This window comes from Streptomyces sp. NPDC048671 (assembly GCF_055587045.1).
In genome coordinates, this window is sequence record NZ_JBVJHB010000002.1 from 528,297 (window position 1) to 542,916 (window position 14,620).

Annotated in this window: 12 protein-coding genes; 3 read left to right on the forward strand and 9 right to left on the reverse strand. The window is 72.7% G+C overall.

Annotated elements, in window-relative coordinates; genetic code table 11:
* Positions 1-19 precede the first annotated feature (19 nt).
* The 5 genes from ACZ6S6_RS06740 to ligA form a co-directional block, all read right to left on the reverse strand.
* Complete coding sequence (locus ACZ6S6_RS06740) at positions 20-763, reverse strand: YoaK family protein (protein ID WP_469704253.1); 744 nt, start codon at positions 761-763, stop codon at positions 20-22.
* 126 nt (positions 764-889) lie between these two features.
* The gene (gene secD / locus ACZ6S6_RS06745; RefSeq protein ID WP_469704215.1) at positions 890-3,187 is read right to left on the reverse strand and encodes a protein translocase subunit SecD; all 2,298 of its coding nucleotides are present in this window, start codon (positions 3,185-3,187) and stop codon (positions 890-892) included.
* A 32-nt stretch (positions 3,188-3,219) separates the two neighbouring features.
* Positions 3,220-3,759, reverse strand: coding sequence for a hypothetical protein (locus ACZ6S6_RS06750; protein WP_469704216.1), 540 nt, complete (start codon positions 3,757-3,759; stop codon positions 3,220-3,222).
* Positions 3,756-4,574 carry a rod shape-determining protein MreC gene (locus ACZ6S6_RS06755; RefSeq protein ID WP_362954362.1) on the reverse strand — a complete coding sequence of 273 codons (819 nt, stop codon included), beginning with the start codon at positions 4,572-4,574 and terminating at the stop codon, positions 3,756-3,758. The genes ACZ6S6_RS06750 and ACZ6S6_RS06755 overlap by 4 nt, the downstream gene beginning before the upstream one ends.
* Before the next feature lie 169 nt (positions 4,575-4,743).
* Complete coding sequence (gene ligA / locus ACZ6S6_RS06760; RefSeq protein WP_469704217.1) at positions 4,744-6,852, reverse strand: NAD-dependent DNA ligase LigA; 2,109 nt, start codon at positions 6,850-6,852, stop codon at positions 4,744-4,746.
* 278 nt (positions 6,853-7,130) lie between these two features.
* Between ligA and ACZ6S6_RS06765 the strand changes: the two genes are divergently transcribed.
* The 3 genes from ACZ6S6_RS06765 (at position 7,131) to ACZ6S6_RS06775 (ending at position 9,899) form a co-directional block, all read left to right on the forward strand.
* Positions 7,131-8,081 carry a DUF1996 domain-containing protein gene (locus ACZ6S6_RS06765; protein ID WP_469704218.1) on the forward strand — a complete coding sequence of 317 codons (951 nt, stop codon included), beginning with the start codon at positions 7,131-7,133 and terminating at the stop codon, positions 8,079-8,081.
* 92 nt (positions 8,082-8,173) lie between these two features.
* The gene (locus ACZ6S6_RS06770; protein ID WP_469704219.1) at positions 8,174-8,773 is read left to right on the forward strand and encodes a DUF305 domain-containing protein; all 600 of its coding nucleotides are present in this window, start codon (positions 8,174-8,176) and stop codon (positions 8,771-8,773) included.
* Between the two features lie 73 nt (positions 8,774-8,846).
* Positions 8,847-9,899, forward strand: coding sequence for a LacI family DNA-binding transcriptional regulator (locus tag ACZ6S6_RS06775; protein ID WP_469704220.1), 1,053 nt, complete (start codon positions 8,847-8,849; stop codon positions 9,897-9,899).
* Positions 9,900-9,923: 24 nt separating this feature from the next.
* Here ACZ6S6_RS06775 and ACZ6S6_RS06780 read toward each other — a convergent pair whose 3' ends face one another.
* From ACZ6S6_RS06780 to ACZ6S6_RS06795, 4 genes are all read right to left on the reverse strand, one after another.
* Positions 9,924-12,041: a phage holin family protein gene (locus tag ACZ6S6_RS06780; protein WP_362954372.1), complete on the reverse strand. Its 2,118-nt coding sequence runs from the start codon at positions 12,039-12,041 to the stop codon at positions 9,924-9,926.
* Positions 12,042-12,140: 99 nt separating this feature from the next.
* Positions 12,141-12,545 (reverse strand): serine integrase family protein, encoded by a 405-nt coding sequence (locus ACZ6S6_RS06785; protein WP_362954374.1) that lies wholly within the window; start codon positions 12,543-12,545, stop codon positions 12,141-12,143.
* Between the two features lie 140 nt (positions 12,546-12,685).
* Positions 12,686-14,131 carry a gamma-aminobutyraldehyde dehydrogenase gene (locus tag ACZ6S6_RS06790; protein WP_469704221.1) on the reverse strand — a complete coding sequence of 482 codons (1,446 nt, stop codon included), beginning with the start codon at positions 14,129-14,131 and terminating at the stop codon, positions 12,686-12,688.
* A gap of 72 nt (positions 14,132-14,203) precedes the next feature.
* Positions 14,204-14,611 (reverse strand): YybH family protein, encoded by a 408-nt coding sequence (locus tag ACZ6S6_RS06795; RefSeq protein ID WP_469704222.1) that lies wholly within the window; start codon positions 14,609-14,611, stop codon positions 14,204-14,206.
* Between the last annotated feature and the right edge of the window lie 9 nt (positions 14,612-14,620).

The window sequence follows — 14,620 nt, forward strand, 5'->3', positions numbered from 1 at the left end:
GTACGGCCGCGGCCGCCCGCTACTTCTTGACGACGGGCAGGGTCCACGGGCCGTCCGCCCGCGCCAGGACCTGCGCGGCCAGGCACACCACCGCGAGGATCGCCACGGCCAGGACCAGCGGCAGGGTCGGATGTCCGTGCAGCACGGCCACGGCTCCGACCAGGGCACCGGCCAGCATGGCGGCGGCCGAGAGGATCCGGCGGCCGGCCTTGCTGCCGCCGCCCCCTGCGAGCCGTCCGTCGGAGGCGATGCCGGTGATGGTCAGGGTCAGCACGGTGGTGGTGAGGTCGGGTACGGCGAGTGCCCGCGAGACGGCGTTCTGCACACCGAGGCCCAGGGCGAGCAGCACGATGAGGGCGAACCGCACGCCGCCGTCGTACGGGCTGCCTGAGATCAGCGTGACAACGAGGGCGGCCAGTACGCACAGGGTCTCGACGCACAGCGCGTGCAGCAGCATGCGGCCGCGGTGGGCGTGGGAGTGGTGGACGATCAGGCCGCCCGCCAGCGCCCCGGCCGCGAACGCGCCGAGCGCGATGAGCGAGGCGGCCAGGGAGAAGCCGGGGGCTCCGGCGAACGCGAAGCCGGTGAAGACCACATTTCCGGTCATGTTCGCGACGAAGACCCGGCCCAGTTGCAGGTAGCTGACGGCGTCGACCAGTCCGGTGACGACCGTCAGGGCGAGCATCAGCGGCGGCAGCGGCCCGTGCCGGTCGTTCATGTCCGGTACGAGGGTGGTCCATGCCTCACGCAGCACGACGGGCACAGGCACGCTCCGATCACGGGGTTATTGATCAGGATTGTGCCGTTGTGCCCGGTGCGAATGCCACGACCGACGCGCGTCGCCCCCGCACCGCTCTGCGGCACGGGGGCGACGGGCGTAGCGACCGGATTACACGCGCGCCCCGTTGTCGAGCGGGTCCCGGCGCTTGGCGCCGGATTTGCCGCGCGGCGCGCTCTTGCGGACCGGCGGCGGGGCCTTGCTGCCGCGCTCCAGAAGAAGTGCGGCCGGCACCGCGGTCATGACCGAGGAGTACGTCCCGACGACGATGCCGATCAGCAGGGCGAGGGCGAAGTCCGCGAGCGAGTCACCGCCCAGGACGGCCAGCGCGACAAGGATGAACAGGGCGCCCATCCCGGTGTTGACGGTTCTGGGAACCGTCTGCAGCACGGCCCGGTTCGCCACTGCCCCGAGCGGCTTCTTGCGGGCCTTGGCCCACAGCTCCCGGACCCGGTCGAAGACCACCACCGAGTCGTTGACGGAGTACCCGATGACGGTGAGGAGCGCCGCCAGGAAGATGCCGTCCACGGTACGTCCCAGCCAGGCGAAGGCACCCACCAGAATGATCACGTCGTGGACCAGCGCCCCGACCGAGGCCACCGCGAACGTCCAGCGGAACCGGACGGCCAGATAGACCAGCTGGACGAGGACGGCGATGCCCAGCGCGATCAGGGCGTTGCGCCGTAGCTCGTCGCCCAGGCTTGGGCCGATGAGTTCGTCCCGGACCTTGGTGGTCTCGCCGCCCTCCTCGGTCAGGGCCGCGCGCAGCGTTTGTTCGCCGGCGTTGTCGAGTTCCCCGGTCCGTACCGAGATGTCGCCCGCACCCGCCGTGGTGACCTCGGCGTCGCCGAAGCCCGCGCCGGCCAGCGCGGAACGGGCGGTCTCGACGTCGACGGGGCGGCTGGTCGAGTACTCGACGAGGCGGCCCCCGGTGAATTCGACGCCGAGGTTGACCCCGCGCACCAGGATGCCGGTCACCGCCACGGCGATCAGCACCGCGGAGACCATGAGCCAGCGGCGCGGGGACCGCATCAGCTGCGGATTGCGGCGGTTCAGCCAGGTCCGTACCCGGCCGGGGCTGGCGATGCCGTTGATGCCCCGGTAGTCGCCGACGAACTTGGAGCCCGCGGCGATCTCGGTGAGGGCGCGGGCGATGACCAGTGCGGAGAACATCGACGCGAGGACGCCGATGCCGAGCGTGATGCCGAAGCCCTTGACCGGGCCCGAGCCGAGGAAGAAGAGCAGTCCCGCCGCGATCAGTGTCGTCATGTTGGAGTCGGCGACGGCGCTCCAGGCGTGCCGGAACCCGGCGGTCAGGGAGGTGCGCAGGGACCGGCCCGGATACTGGGCGTATTCCTCTCTGGCCCGTTCGAAGACCAGCACGTTGGCATCGACCGCCATGCCGATGGCCAGGACGAATCCGGCGAGTCCGGGCAGGGTGAGTGTGACGCCGAGCGCGACGAGCGCCGCGTACGAGATCACTCCGTAGGCGCCGAGGGCTACGGCGGCGAGCGCGCCGAAGAGCCGGTAGACGACGGTGATGAACAGTGCCGTGGCCGCGGCGCCGATGAGGGCGGCGCGGGCGCTGGCGTCGATGGCGTCGGCCCCGAGCGTCGGGCCGACGGTCCGCTGCTCGACGATCTCGACGGGCACCGGCAGCGCTCCGCCCTGGATCAGCAGGGCGAGCTCGCGGGCCTCGTCGGCGCTGAAGGAGCCGGTGATCTGGGTGGAGCCGGAGGGCAGACCGGTGTTGCAGCCGACGGTCGGGGAGACCTGCGGCGAGGAGATCACCTGCTTGTCCAGGACGATGGCGACGCGGCGCCGCTCGTCCTGGACCGGGTTGCAGGCGGCCTCCCCGGTCAGCCGGGTCCAGTCCCGTCCGGCGTCCTTGTGGAAGTCCAGGGAGACGGACCAGCCGGCGCCCTGCTGGGCGTCGAACGAGGCGGAGGCGTCCTTGACGCCCGCGCCGGAGAGCGCGGCAGGGCCCAGGGCGAGGCGGCTGCCCTGCTCGTCGGGGAGCGTCAGCCCGTCCTCGGTCCCCGAGCCGGCGGGTGCTCCGGGGCCCTGCACGGCGTGGAAGGTCAGCTGGGCGGTTCTGCCGATGACCTCGGCGGCCTTGCGCGGGTCCTGCACGTCCGGGAGTTCGACGATGATCCGGTCCTCGCCGGAGCGGGTCAGGGTCGGTTCCGCGACACCGAGTGAGTCGATGCGTTTGCGCAGCACCTCCAGGGTGCGGTCGGTGCTCTCGCGGTCCGCCTTCGCGGTGCCGGAGTCCTTGGCCTGGAGCACCATTCTGGTGCCGCCCTGGAGGTCGAGGCCGAGCCTGGGGGACATGGTCAGCGTGATGAGCACGGCGACGAGCGATACGGCCAGAGCCAGAACCGCCCGCACCATGGTGGCGCGAGTCATGCGTTTCCTCCGAGGGGCGCCGGGCCCCTCGGTCAGGGCGCCGCGGCAGGGGTGCGGGACGGGACCGGTGACAGGTCCCACGGCCGGTGAACGGCCGTACCCGGAGGCCCGCGCACACCGGGGAGCGCCGCGCGGAAGCGGTCGGCGCCGGCCGGGGGTCCACCGACGGTGCATCCGGGGACGGGATGCGGCAGCGGGAGGCCGGGCGGGCACGGCAGCAGGGAACCGGGACCGGACGGCGGGAGGTGCTGAGGGGGACGGGGGTGTTCGGCGGCGACCCACGGCTGGGGCACGGTCTCCGGCCCCGGCCGCAGGCTCCCGGCGGCGGCGCGGGTACGGCCGCGGGGTACGTCGTGGATGTCGTGGGCGCCGGGGGACGCCGGACCGGCCGTGGACCGGGCGGGGAGCCCGGCTCCAGCGGCCGCGGGCGCGCCGCCGGCGACGGTGAGGACGGCGAGGAGCAGTGCGGCGAGGAACCGCCGCGCCGAAGCCGCGCGACGGCGGTGCGCCGGGGTGTCCGGCCGGTCCCGCGGGTGCGCGTCGCCCCGGGACGCCCCCGGGAGGGGGGTCACCCGGCTCGGCCGGGCAGGGCCGGTGCGACCGCGGAGTGGCGGAGCACGGAGCTGAGCAACAGCCCGGCCCCGCGTACGACCGTGGTCGCCGGGTCGTCCGGGAGACGGACCGGAACGCCGAGGCGGAGCGCGATCCGGTTGGTGACGTCCGGGCGCAGCGCACCGCCGCCGGCGAGCAGCGGGCCCTTGCGCAGGGCGCCGAGCACCGCGCCGTGGCGGTCCTGCTGCCACATCGTCATGATCATGTCCAGGACGGCCCGGACGACAGCGGTGGGCGGATCGCCGGGTTCCAGATCGCTGAGCCCGGTCTCGGCCAGCCGCGCGTCGCGGACCAGCCCGTCCACCAGGAGCGTCGCCTCGGTCAGTTCGGCGCCGATGTCGACGACCAGCAGCGGGCCGCCGTCCTGCGGGCCGGCGCATGCGGCGGTGGCCCTGGCGCTGTCCAGGACGATGACGCTCGAAGGGCCGAGCGTGGCCAGGATCTCCCGTGCGGCGGCGCGGTGTTCGGTGCCCGCGAGCACGGGGTGGCTGAGGACGATCACGGTGTCGCTGCGGTCGGCGCCCAGTGCCGTATCGGTGATACGGCCGAGCATCCGCCCGCAGGACTCGGTGTCGACGATGCGTCCGCGCCGTACCGGGCTGCCCTGGCCGTACTCACCGCCGGGGCCGTCTCCGGTGTCGACGACGACGCCCTGCCCGGGGACCCAGGCGCGGGTGCGCGAGCTGCCGAGGTCGAGCGCGAGCCCCCGGGTCACTCCCCGGTGCTGCCGGTGGACGGAGCGAACGTGTCGCTGTCCGTCGCGCAAAGAACGCATCGCCCCTCACCCCCGGTCTGCTGGCGCAGCCGTGCACACACCCATTGACCCGCTGATAGCGAGGCATGGCCGATCCCTCACTATGCAATAGGTAGGCAAAGAAAGCCACTCCCACGCAAAATCCAAGGGCCCGTCCTCACTCCTGGGCGGACACGGCCGGGGACAGCCCTCAGGACGGCAGGAACTCCTCGATCAGCTCGGCGAACTCCTCGGGGGCGGCGATCCGGACACTCAGGCCCTCCGCCTTGGTGCGCTTGGACCCGGCCTTCTCGCCGGCCACCAGCAGCGTGGTGCGCTTGGAGACGCTGGAGGAGGCCTTCCCGCCCGCCCGCTCGATCAGCTCGTTCATCTCATTGCGCGAGAGCTTCTCCAGCGCGCCCGTCATGGCCCCGGTGACCACCACGGTCATCCCGGCCAGCGGCCGCCCGTCCGCACCCTCGTCGCCCTCGCCTCCGGAGCCGTCCGCGTCGGCCCCCTCGCCCGGCTCCGGGGGCGGGGTCGCACCCGGCTCCGTCATGTTGACCCCGGCGGCGACCAGCTTCTCGATCAGCGGGGCCAGCTCCACCAGCTCCGCGACGACACCCGCGGCCTTCTCCTTGCCGATGCCGTCGACGAGCTGGAGCGTCTCGGCGTCGGCGGCCCTGACGCGGTCCATGTCCGCGAAATACCGGGCGATCCGCCGCGACATGGAACGTCCGGTGCCGCGCACCCCCAGGGCGCAGAACACCCGCGAGAGCGGCTGGGCGCGTGCCGTGTCGATCGCGGCCAGCAGATTGTCGGTACTGGTGTCGCCCATCCGCTCCAGTCCGAGCAGCTGCCCGCGCTCCAGTGCGAACAGATCGGCGAAGTCGGTGACCAGACCGGCATCGACGAGCTGGACGACCCGGGTCGCGCCGAGGCCCTCGATATCGAGCTGGTCGCGCCCCGCCGCGTACGAGACGGAGGCGACGAGGCGGCAGTTCCGGCCACGGACGCAGCGCCAGCGCTGCTCGCTCGTGTCGATCTCGGAGCCGCACTGCGGGCAGGCCTCGGGGAAGACGACCGGCTGCTCCTCACCGGTCCGCAGATGGGCGACGGGGGCCTCGACGCGGGGGATGATGTCGCCCGCCTTGTAGACCATCACGTGGTCGCCCAGACGCAGATCGCGGCGGGTGATGTCGGCCGGGTTGTGCAGGGTGGCGTAGCCGACGGTCGATCCGTCGATCTCGACCGGCTCCAGCACCGCACGCGGCGCGATGATGCCGGTGCGGCCCACGTTCCACTCGACGCCGAGGAGGCGGGTGACCTTCTCGACGGCCGGCAGCTTGTACGCGATGGCCCAGCGCGGTGCCCGGGTGCCCGAGCCGGCGTCGTGCCGGTCGGCGGCGAGGTCGGCCTTGATCACGATGCCGTCGATCCCGAAGGGCAACGAGGCGCGCAGCGCCGCGATTTCCTCGACCCGCAGCTGGACGTCCTCAACGGTGGTGACGGTGCGCGGCGCCACGTCCGTGTCCGCGGCGGTGTGCACGCCGAGCTCCGCCGCACGGCCGAGGACCTCGCTGTGGGACAGCTCGGCCAGGGTGCCGGCCGGCTCGCCGGAGCCGGGCAGCGGCAGGGCGCCGTACGCGAAGAACGTCATCTCCACGGTGTACGGGCGGTCCTTGGCGCGCAGGGTGCCCGCCGCGCCGTTGCGCGCGTTGGCGAAGGGGGCGCCGCCGTGTTCGGTGCGGACCGTGTTGGCCTGTTCGAACTGCTCGGCCGTCATCAGGATCTCGCCGCGCACCTCGATCGTGACCGGCTCGGCGAGCTGACCGGGAAGCCCGACGACGGTGCCGATCGCGTGCGAGACGTCCTCACCTGCCGTGCCGTCGCCGCGGGTGATCAGCTGCTCCAGCCGGCCCTCGCGGTAACGGGCGGCGACCGCCAGCCCGTCGAGCTTCGGCTCGACGCTCCAGGCCGCGACCGGCCTGCCTATCCGGCGCTCCAGCGACGCGGTCCAGGTCACGAACTGCTCCGCCGAGAAGACGTTGTCCAGGGAGAGCATCGGCACCGTGTGCGGCACATCCCCGACCGCCGCGCCGCCCGCCACCTTGCCCGTCGGCGAGTCGGCCAGCACCTCCTGCGGGTGGGCCCGCTCGTACGCGGCGATCCCGCGCGCCAGCCGGTCGTACGCGTCGTCGTCGAGCGTGCTCTCGCCCGTGGCGTAGTACGCGGCGGCGGCCTGCGACGCCTCTTCGACCGCGACGGCGTAGGCCGCGGTATCGGCGAGCACAACAGCTGAGTTCGTCATGCCCTCCATCCTGCCGCCCACCACTGACAATGCCCCGGCAGCGGGGGTGCGGCCGCGCCCGCGAACCCCCTCGGACCGCCGGCCGCCCCTGTATGTGACGGCTTCCGTGGAAACCGCACACGAGAGAGCGCCCTCCCAACCCAGAGGCGCCTCAACTAGCTTCAAACAGCAGCGAGTTGGATCCATGCGCCCTCTATTGACATGCCCGGAACACCCTTTTACGTTCCTACGAGAGAGCGCTCTCTCGCACGATCAAGGAACCCCCACTTCCTCCGAACAGGAGTGCCGTGCTCTTCTTCCGTCATCGACGCACCGGCGAACAAAGCCACCGCAGAACCCTGCCGCCCCGGCGGTACCGCATCGCGGGGCTCGTCGCCGCCGCGCTCGCTCTGTCCTTCCTCCAGTCCGCCACCGGCAACGCGTCCGCCGCGCCGGACGCGGGCACGAACGCCTCAACGGCCCCCAGGGCCGCCGCGGACGTCGTCCGGGTGGCCGAGTTCCTCGCCGAGTGCCCGTACACCCACCGGGCACCCGACGACCCGATCATCTTCCCTGGCCTGCCCGGCGCCTCGCACATGCACAGCTTCTTCGGCAACGACTCGACGAACGGCAACTCCGACCTGGCCTCGCTGGAGCAGGCCAGGAGCAGCTGCTCACCGGACACGGACCTGTCGTCGTACTGGGTGCCCACTCTGTACGACGGCGACAAGGAGGTCGAACCCACCGGCACCACGTTCTACTACCTGGGCGAAGGGGTCCGGGACGACGTCATCCAGCGGATCCAGCCCTTCCCCCGAGGGCTGCGCATCGTCGCGGGGAACGCGAAGGCGACCGGTCCCGACGACAACACGATCTCGCGCTGGTCGTGTCTTCACCACGGGGAGGTCAATCCGTCGCACGACTTCGTGAACTGCCCGGCGGACGCGATGCTGGAGTCGTACCTGGACTTCCCGCAGTGCTGGAACGGCACGGATCTCGACTCCGCCGACCACAAGAGCCACATGGCGTATCCGGTCAACGGCGAATGCCCGTCGACCCACCCGGTCCCGGTGCCCAAGCTCCGTCAGGTGCTCCGCTACCCGGTCAACGGCGACCCGGCCCGGTTCCGTCTGGCGTCAGGCCCCGGCTACACCATGCACGGTGACTTCTTCAACGTGTGGCCCGAGGCCGAGATGGCTCAGCGGGTCCGCGACTGCATCAACGCCATCGTGAAGTGCGGGGCCGACGGCACCCCCTGACCGGCCACCGCCCACCGGAGAGCGGCCGTTGTCCGTCCGATGCCTGTCCGGGGCCCCACGCCCCGGGCGGGCCTTCCCCCGAGGATCTCGTCATGAAGGCGGCCCGCAGCACCGCAGCGCTGTCCCTGCTCCTCCTCCTGGCCGGATGCGCGGCCCCGGCGGACGCGGAGCGCCCGGCCACGCCGGTCCCCTCGGTCTCCGCCGTCGCACCCCCCACCGCCGCGGGCCCGGCCGATCCGACCGATGCCGCCTGGGCCCAGCTGATGACCCCGATGAACGAGCAGGCCGTGGCGCTGCTGTCGCTCGCCGCGCAGCGCGCCGGCGATCCGCGGGTGCGGAGCTGGGCGGCCGGACTCCGTACCGCGCAGAACGGCGAACTCGCCCGGCTGCGACCGCTGCTGGCCCGGATGGGGCTGCCGGACACCAATGTGCACGAGGGACACGACATGCCGGGAATGGTGACGGAGCGCATCCTCGAACAGGCCCGCGCCGTCGAGGGCCGCGCGTTCGACCACCTCCTCACGGCCCGGATCCGTGACCATCTGCGCCAGTCCGCCCAGGTGTCGCGCTCCGAGACGGAGTCCGGGACCAGGCCCGACGCCAAGCGGCTCGCCACCGCCCTGGTGTCGGCGCGCAAGGCCCAACTCGCCGAACTCGACCGGCTTCCGGACCCGTCCGGGAGCGCCGGCTGACACCCCGCCCCGCACGGCCCCGGTGCTCCGTACGCGTTTCCGGACCGGTCGTACCCCCCGGTATAAAGGCTGCATGACTGCCGACGCACCGCTGCCCGCCCGCCCCGCCACCCTGGAGGACGTGGCCGGTGTGGCGGGTGTGTCCCGGGCCACGGTCTCCCGGGTGATCAACGGTGCGACGACCGTGGACCCGGCGCTGCGCCGGGTGGTCGAGGAGGCCGTGGACGCCACCGGGTACGTGCCCAACCGCGCGGCCCGTTCGCTGGTGACCCGGCGCACCGACTCGGTCGCGCTCGTCGTCTCGGAACAGGAGCGGCGCCCGGTCTCCGAGCCCTTCGTCGGCCGGATGTTCTCCGATCCGTACTTCGGGCGGGTGGTCAGCGGGCTGCTCGAAGTGCTGCGCCCGGCCGGCATCCAGCTGGTGCTGATGCTGGCCGACGACCGGCCGTCCCGCGACCAGTTGCTGTCGTATCTGCGCCACGGCCATGTCGACGGGGTGGTGCTCATCTCCTCGCACGCGGACGACCCGCTGCCGGGGCTGCTGCACGACACCCGGCTGCCCGCCGTGCTCGCGGGCGAGCCCCGCCGGCCCACCCCGCTCACCTATGTCGAGGCCGACCAGCGGGCGGGGGCGCGGCTGGCCGCCGACCACCTGGCCTCGCTGGGCCGCCGCCGCATCGGCACGGTGTCGGGCCCGCAGGACATGCCGGCCAGTCAGGCGCGGCTCGCGGGTTTCCTGGACGCGCTCGCGGTGCACGGCATCCGCGACGTGGCGACCGCTGAGGGCGACTTCACGCATGCGGGCGGCGCGGCGGCGATGAAGCGGCTGCTCGGTGAGCGGCCGGGTCTGGACGCGGTGTTCATCGCCTCGGACCTGATGGCGCTGGGCGCGCTTCCGGTGTTGCTGCGGGCCGGCAAGGAGATTCCCGAGGACGTCGCCCTCGTCGGGTTCGACGACAGCAGTGCGGCCACCGCCTGTGATCCGCCGCTGACGACGGTCCGGCAGCCGGTGGAGGAGATGTCCGCGGAGATGGCCCGGCTGCTGCTGAAGCAGATCGGCAGGCCGGGTGAGCCGGTGCCGTCGGTGATCTTCCATCCGACGCTGGTGCGGCGGCGGTCGGCCTGACGCCGCCACCGCTGTCGCGGGCGGTCAGTCCCGCGCGCCGGTGCCCGCGTCGGCGCCGCCCGCCCTGTCCCGCTGTCCGACGGGCACCTGCGGCCCCGAGACGTCGTTCAGCCAGCGTCTCAGGACCCGGTGCACGGCCTCCGCTCCGACCAGCTCGGCCGGCGGCTCCTCCCCCTCGGCGGCTGCCGCGTCGAGCGGGTCCGTCAGCCCGCTCGGCCAGAGCAGGAAGGGCCGGGACTGTTCGCCGCCCAGGCCCCCGTGCGAACCGATCTGCTCCTCGAAGGCGTGCACGGTGCCCGTTTCCGGGTCGTGCATCGAGTTGACCATCACATCGGCGACGTGCGGGAAGGTGTCGGTGCGCCGGACCGCGGCCGCCGCGCCCGTGCCGAAGGGGGCCAGCGGCCCGTCCCCGTCGCGCAGTTCCGCCACCGGGATCCGGGTGCCGCCGTGCCCCAGCACCACCGATCCGTGGGTCTCGCTGCGCACCAGCAGGAAGCCGATGCCGGGGTGGTTGGCGAGCGTGCTGAGCAGCGCGGGGTGGCGGCGGTCGAGCTGCTCCATGGAGGCGCGTCCCGCGATGTCGGGGAAGGAGATCAGGCCGAGGTTGCCGGAGGCGAGAACGACCGGGTCCGAGGGGTTCGCCGGATTCTCCGGCCGGTCCCCGTCGACCGGCCGGTGGAGCGCGATCCGTACCGCGTCCCGCGCCTCGGAACCGCTGCGGGTGCGCTGCGCCCGGCGGGGCACCGGCAGCCCGCTGCCCGCCCGCACCAGGTCCTTCAGCGTCAGCCCGTACACCCCCGCGAAGGTCTCCCCCGGGCTCTGGCCGTGGTCGGACAGGAGCACGATCCGGTACGTGCGCGGGGTGTGCTCGGCGACCTTGACGATCAGGGCGAGTGAGCGGTCCAGCCGGGCGAGTACCTTCTCCGCGTCCCGGCTCCGCGGTCCGGAGTGGTGGGCCACCTCGTCGTACGCGACCAGGTCGGCGTAGACCGCGGTCCGTCCGGCGAACATGTCACCCATGACGGCGGCGACCACCACATCGCGTTCGACGACGGTCGCGAAGGCCCGGATGAAGGGGTAGAGGCCGCCGCGCTTGATCCGGGGCGTCTCCTCGCGGATACGGGCCCGGGTCGACTGGCCGATCTCCCTGCCGACCTCGGCGACGAACGACAGCGCGGTACGGACGGCGTTGGCCGGGTCGGAGAAGTAGGCGAAGTAGCCGGCACGGGAGCGGCGTCCCTTGCCGCGTCTGGCGGCCATCGACAGGACGAGCGCGAGCTGGTGGGCGCCGCCGCTGAAGAGGTTGCCGCGGCCGGCCCCGTCGAGGGTGAGCAGTCCGCCGTCGTTGGTACGCACGACGGCCCGGCGCTGCATTTCGAGGGCGCTCGCCGGTCTGCTGGAGACCATGACGTCGCCGGTCTCCTTCTCGTACCAGCGGAAGGCGGGGACGTCGAAGTTGGTGCCGTGCAGGATGCCGAGCTGGCTGGCGCCGGTCTGGCTGGACCAGTCGGTGCGCCACGGGGTGAGCCGGTGGCCGGCCCCGTCGGCCAGCCAGTGCGCGACGGTCGGCATCAGGCCGTCGGCGGCGGCCTGCGCGAGGACGTCGTGGCCGACTCCGTCGAGCTGGATGAAGACCGTGCCGGGCGACCCCCCGTCCGCGTCGTCGCCCCTGCCGCTGCGGCGGCGCCGCCGGTCCGCGAGGCGCGACAGCCGGCGGCGGTAGGCGTTGTCGTCACGGACGGCGAGCGCGGTGGAGGTCGCGGAGGCGACGGCGGACATCACGGCCGCGACGACGACCGCCATCTGCGGGTCGGCCGCGCCGCGCCCGTCCGGTATGAGCCGCAGCGCTATCAGCAGCAGCGAGCCGTTGAGGAAGAAGACCAGCATGCCGAGGACCAGGGCCGGCACGATGAGCAGGGCCCGTACCAGCACCGGCCAGACCAGTGCGGAGAGCAGACCGAACGCGCCGGCGCCCCAGGCCGCGGTGAACGCGGTCTTGGTGATGCTGTCGCCGTCGTTCGACTCGAGCTGGAAGTCCGGCAGAATCCCGGCGAGCACAAGCATCGTGAGCGTCGAGACCGCCCACACCACAATCACTCGCATCAGGGCGCTGCCGGCTGTTCGCCATCGCCCGTCACCCACGCCGCTGCCACCTCACGTCCGGGCCACGCTGTTCCGGGCCCTGCCTCAGCTTTTCACAGCGGGGCGGCTGGCTCCGCCGGCGAGCTCCGGCCGGGCAGGTCAGCAGCCGTCGTAACCGGCGGTCGGCATGGAGAGCCTGCGGTGCACGCCGGCCTTGGTCCGGGAGCTGTAGAGCGGCTCGTCGAGGCCGGCGATCTCCAGGCGTACGCCGCGCCGCTCGCACTCCTCGGTGAAGCGCGGCACCGATGCGACGGCCCGTGCGAGCACCCGGTCGTTGGGCGCGACGAAGAGTTCGACCTCCCCGCCCTCGACATCGGCCCAGAGCGCCTGGTGGTCGGGGCGCAGTCCGTAGAGGCGCAGCTGCCGGGTGACGACGTAGCCCTTGTCGGCGGCCCAGCGGGCGCACATGTCCTGCTGGCTGCGGGTGTCCACGAGGAACGGGTCGCTGTCGAGTTCCTCCAGCGGCGTGAGACTGGCGATGGCCGCCACCCGTACGTCCCCCATGGCCGTTCCCCCCGTGCTAGGCGTCGCCCGACCCTACGCCCCCGGTTCCCGTACAAGAAGGCGCATGTCAGGACGGGAGGGGGCGCACGGAAGCAGGTGCGCCGGCCGCCGGGAGCGGGGGCGCACCTGCCGGTGGGAGGTCAGCCGTCGAGCGAGGTCATGACGTGCTTGATCCGGGTGTAGTCCTCGAAGCCGTAGGCGGAGAGGTCCTTGCCGTAGCCGGACTTCTTGAATCCGCCGTGCGGCATCTCCGCGACCAGTGCCATGTGTGTGTTGATCCACACACAGCCGAAGTCGAGGTTCCTGGACATCCGCATCGCGCGGGCGTGGTCCCTGGTCCACACCGAGGAGGCCAGGGCGTAGTCGACGCCGTTGGCGTACGCGACGGCCTGGGCCTCGTCCGTGAACGACTGGACGGTCATCACGGGCCCGAAGACCTCGTTCTGGACGATCTCGTCGTCCTGCCTGAGGCCGGAGACGACGGTGGGGGCGTAGAAGTAACCCTTCTCACCGACCCGGTGGCCGCCCGCCTCGACCTTGGCGTGCTCGGGAAGCCGCTCGATGAAGCCGCTGACCTGGGCGAGCTGTCCGGCGTTGTTGAGCGGGCCGTAGAGCACGTCCTCGTCGTCCGGCTGCCCGGTCCTCGTGCCGGCCGCCGCCTCGGCCAGAGCGGTGACGAACTCGTCGTGGACGGACTCGTGGACCAGGATCCGGGTGGCGGCGGTGCAGTCCTGCCCGGCGTTGAAGAAGCCGCCGACGATCAGGTCCTCGACCGCCTTCGCCAGGTCCGCGTCCTCGAAGACGACGGCGGGCGCCTTGCCGCCCAGCTCCAGGTGGACCCGCTTGACGTCGATGGCCGCGCTCTGGGCGACCTGGATGCCGGCCCGTACCGAACCGGTGATGGAGGCCATCGCCGGGGTCGGGTGCTCGACCATCAGCCGGCCGGTCTCGCGGTCGCCGCAGACCACGTTGAAGATCCCGCGCGGCAGCTCCAGCGACTCCAGGACCCCGCCGATGATCTCCGCGATCAGGGCGGTCGACGCGGGGGTGGTGTCGGACGGCTTGAGGACCACCGCGTTGCCCGCGGCGAGCGCCGGGGCGAACTTCCAGACGGCCATCAGGAGGGGGTAGTTCCACGGGGCGACCTGGGCGCAGACACCGACCGGCTCGCGGCGGATGATCGAGGTCATGCCGTCCATGTACTCGCCGGCCGAACGGCCCTCCAGCAGCCGGGCGGCGCCCGCGAAGAAGCGGACCTGGTCGATGGCGGGAGCGAGCTCCTCGCTGCGGGTGAGGTGCAGCGGCTTGCCGGTGTCCCGGCTCTCGGCGGCCACCAGCTCGCCGGCCCGCGCCTCCATGGCGTCCGCGATCCTCAGGAGGGCCAGCTGGCGCACGGCGGGGGTGGTGTCGCGCCAGACGGGGAAGGCGGCAGCGGCGGCGGCCATCGCCGCGTCGACGTCGGCCGCTCCGGAGAGCGGGGAGGTCGCGTAGACCTCGCCGGTCGCCGGGTCCACGACATCGAGTGTGCGGCCGTCCGAGGCGTCCGCGGGGACACCGTCGATGAAGTTGCGGAACGTGAGGGGCATACGGGGTAAACCGGTTTCTCTCGTGGTCGGGCGGCGTTGCGGGCCGGGAGCCGGGCGGCGGGGCCGCGCGGGTCAGCCGGCCGTGCGGGCGGACAGGTGCTCGTGGACGGCGGGCCAGCTGCCGTCGTCGGCGCGGGCGAAGACGATCGTCTCGCGCTCGTGGACCGTGTCCCGGCCGTCCTTGGTGGAGACCGTGGTCTCCACGTCGTGGCTGAGGACGGCGGTGGAGCCGAAGTGCTGGATCAGCTGTCCGGTCGAGACGCAGTCCAGGACGCGGAAGTCGTCCTGGTCCACCCACTCCTGCCAGAGCGCTCGGTACTCGGCGGTGGAGCCGAGCCGCCGCGGGGTGGAGTGGAAGACGAAGGTCGCGTCGGGGGCGAAGGCGCCGAAGTAGTCGTCGAGGCGGCCCTCGGCGAAGGCGGCGACGAGCGCGTCGGCGGCGGCGCGGATCTGCTCGGTGTCCCGGACGGGCGTGCTCATGGACGTCTC

What these genes read in the sequence shown, in the direction of transcription:
- ACZ6S6_RS06790 (WP_469704221.1), bottom strand. Translation starts at nt 14,131, where the DNA reads ATGCCCCTCACGTTCCGCAACTTCATCGACGGTGTCCCCGCGGACGCC.
- ACZ6S6_RS06795 (WP_469704222.1), bottom strand. Translation starts at nt 14,611, where the DNA reads ATGAGCACGCCCGTCCGGGACACCGAGCAGATCCGCGCCGCCGCCGAC.
- ACZ6S6_RS06785 (WP_362954374.1), bottom strand. Translation starts at nt 12,545, where the DNA reads ATGGGGGACGTACGGGTGGCGGCCATCGCCAGTCTCACGCCGCTGGAG.
- ACZ6S6_RS06775 (WP_469704220.1), top strand. Translation starts at nt 8,847, where the DNA reads ATGACTGCCGACGCACCGCTGCCCGCCCGCCCCGCCACCCTGGAGGAC.
- ACZ6S6_RS06755 (WP_362954362.1), bottom strand. Translation starts at nt 4,574, where the DNA reads ATGCGTTCTTTGCGCGACGGACAGCGACACGTTCGCTCCGTCCACCGG.
- secD (WP_469704215.1), bottom strand. Translation starts at nt 3,187, where the DNA reads ATGACTCGCGCCACCATGGTGCGGGCGGTTCTGGCTCTGGCCGTATCG.
- ligA (WP_469704217.1), bottom strand. Translation starts at nt 6,852, where the DNA reads ATGGAGGGCATGACGAACTCAGCTGTTGTGCTCGCCGATACCGCGGCC.
- ACZ6S6_RS06770 (WP_469704219.1), top strand. Translation starts at nt 8,174, where the DNA reads ATGAAGGCGGCCCGCAGCACCGCAGCGCTGTCCCTGCTCCTCCTCCTG.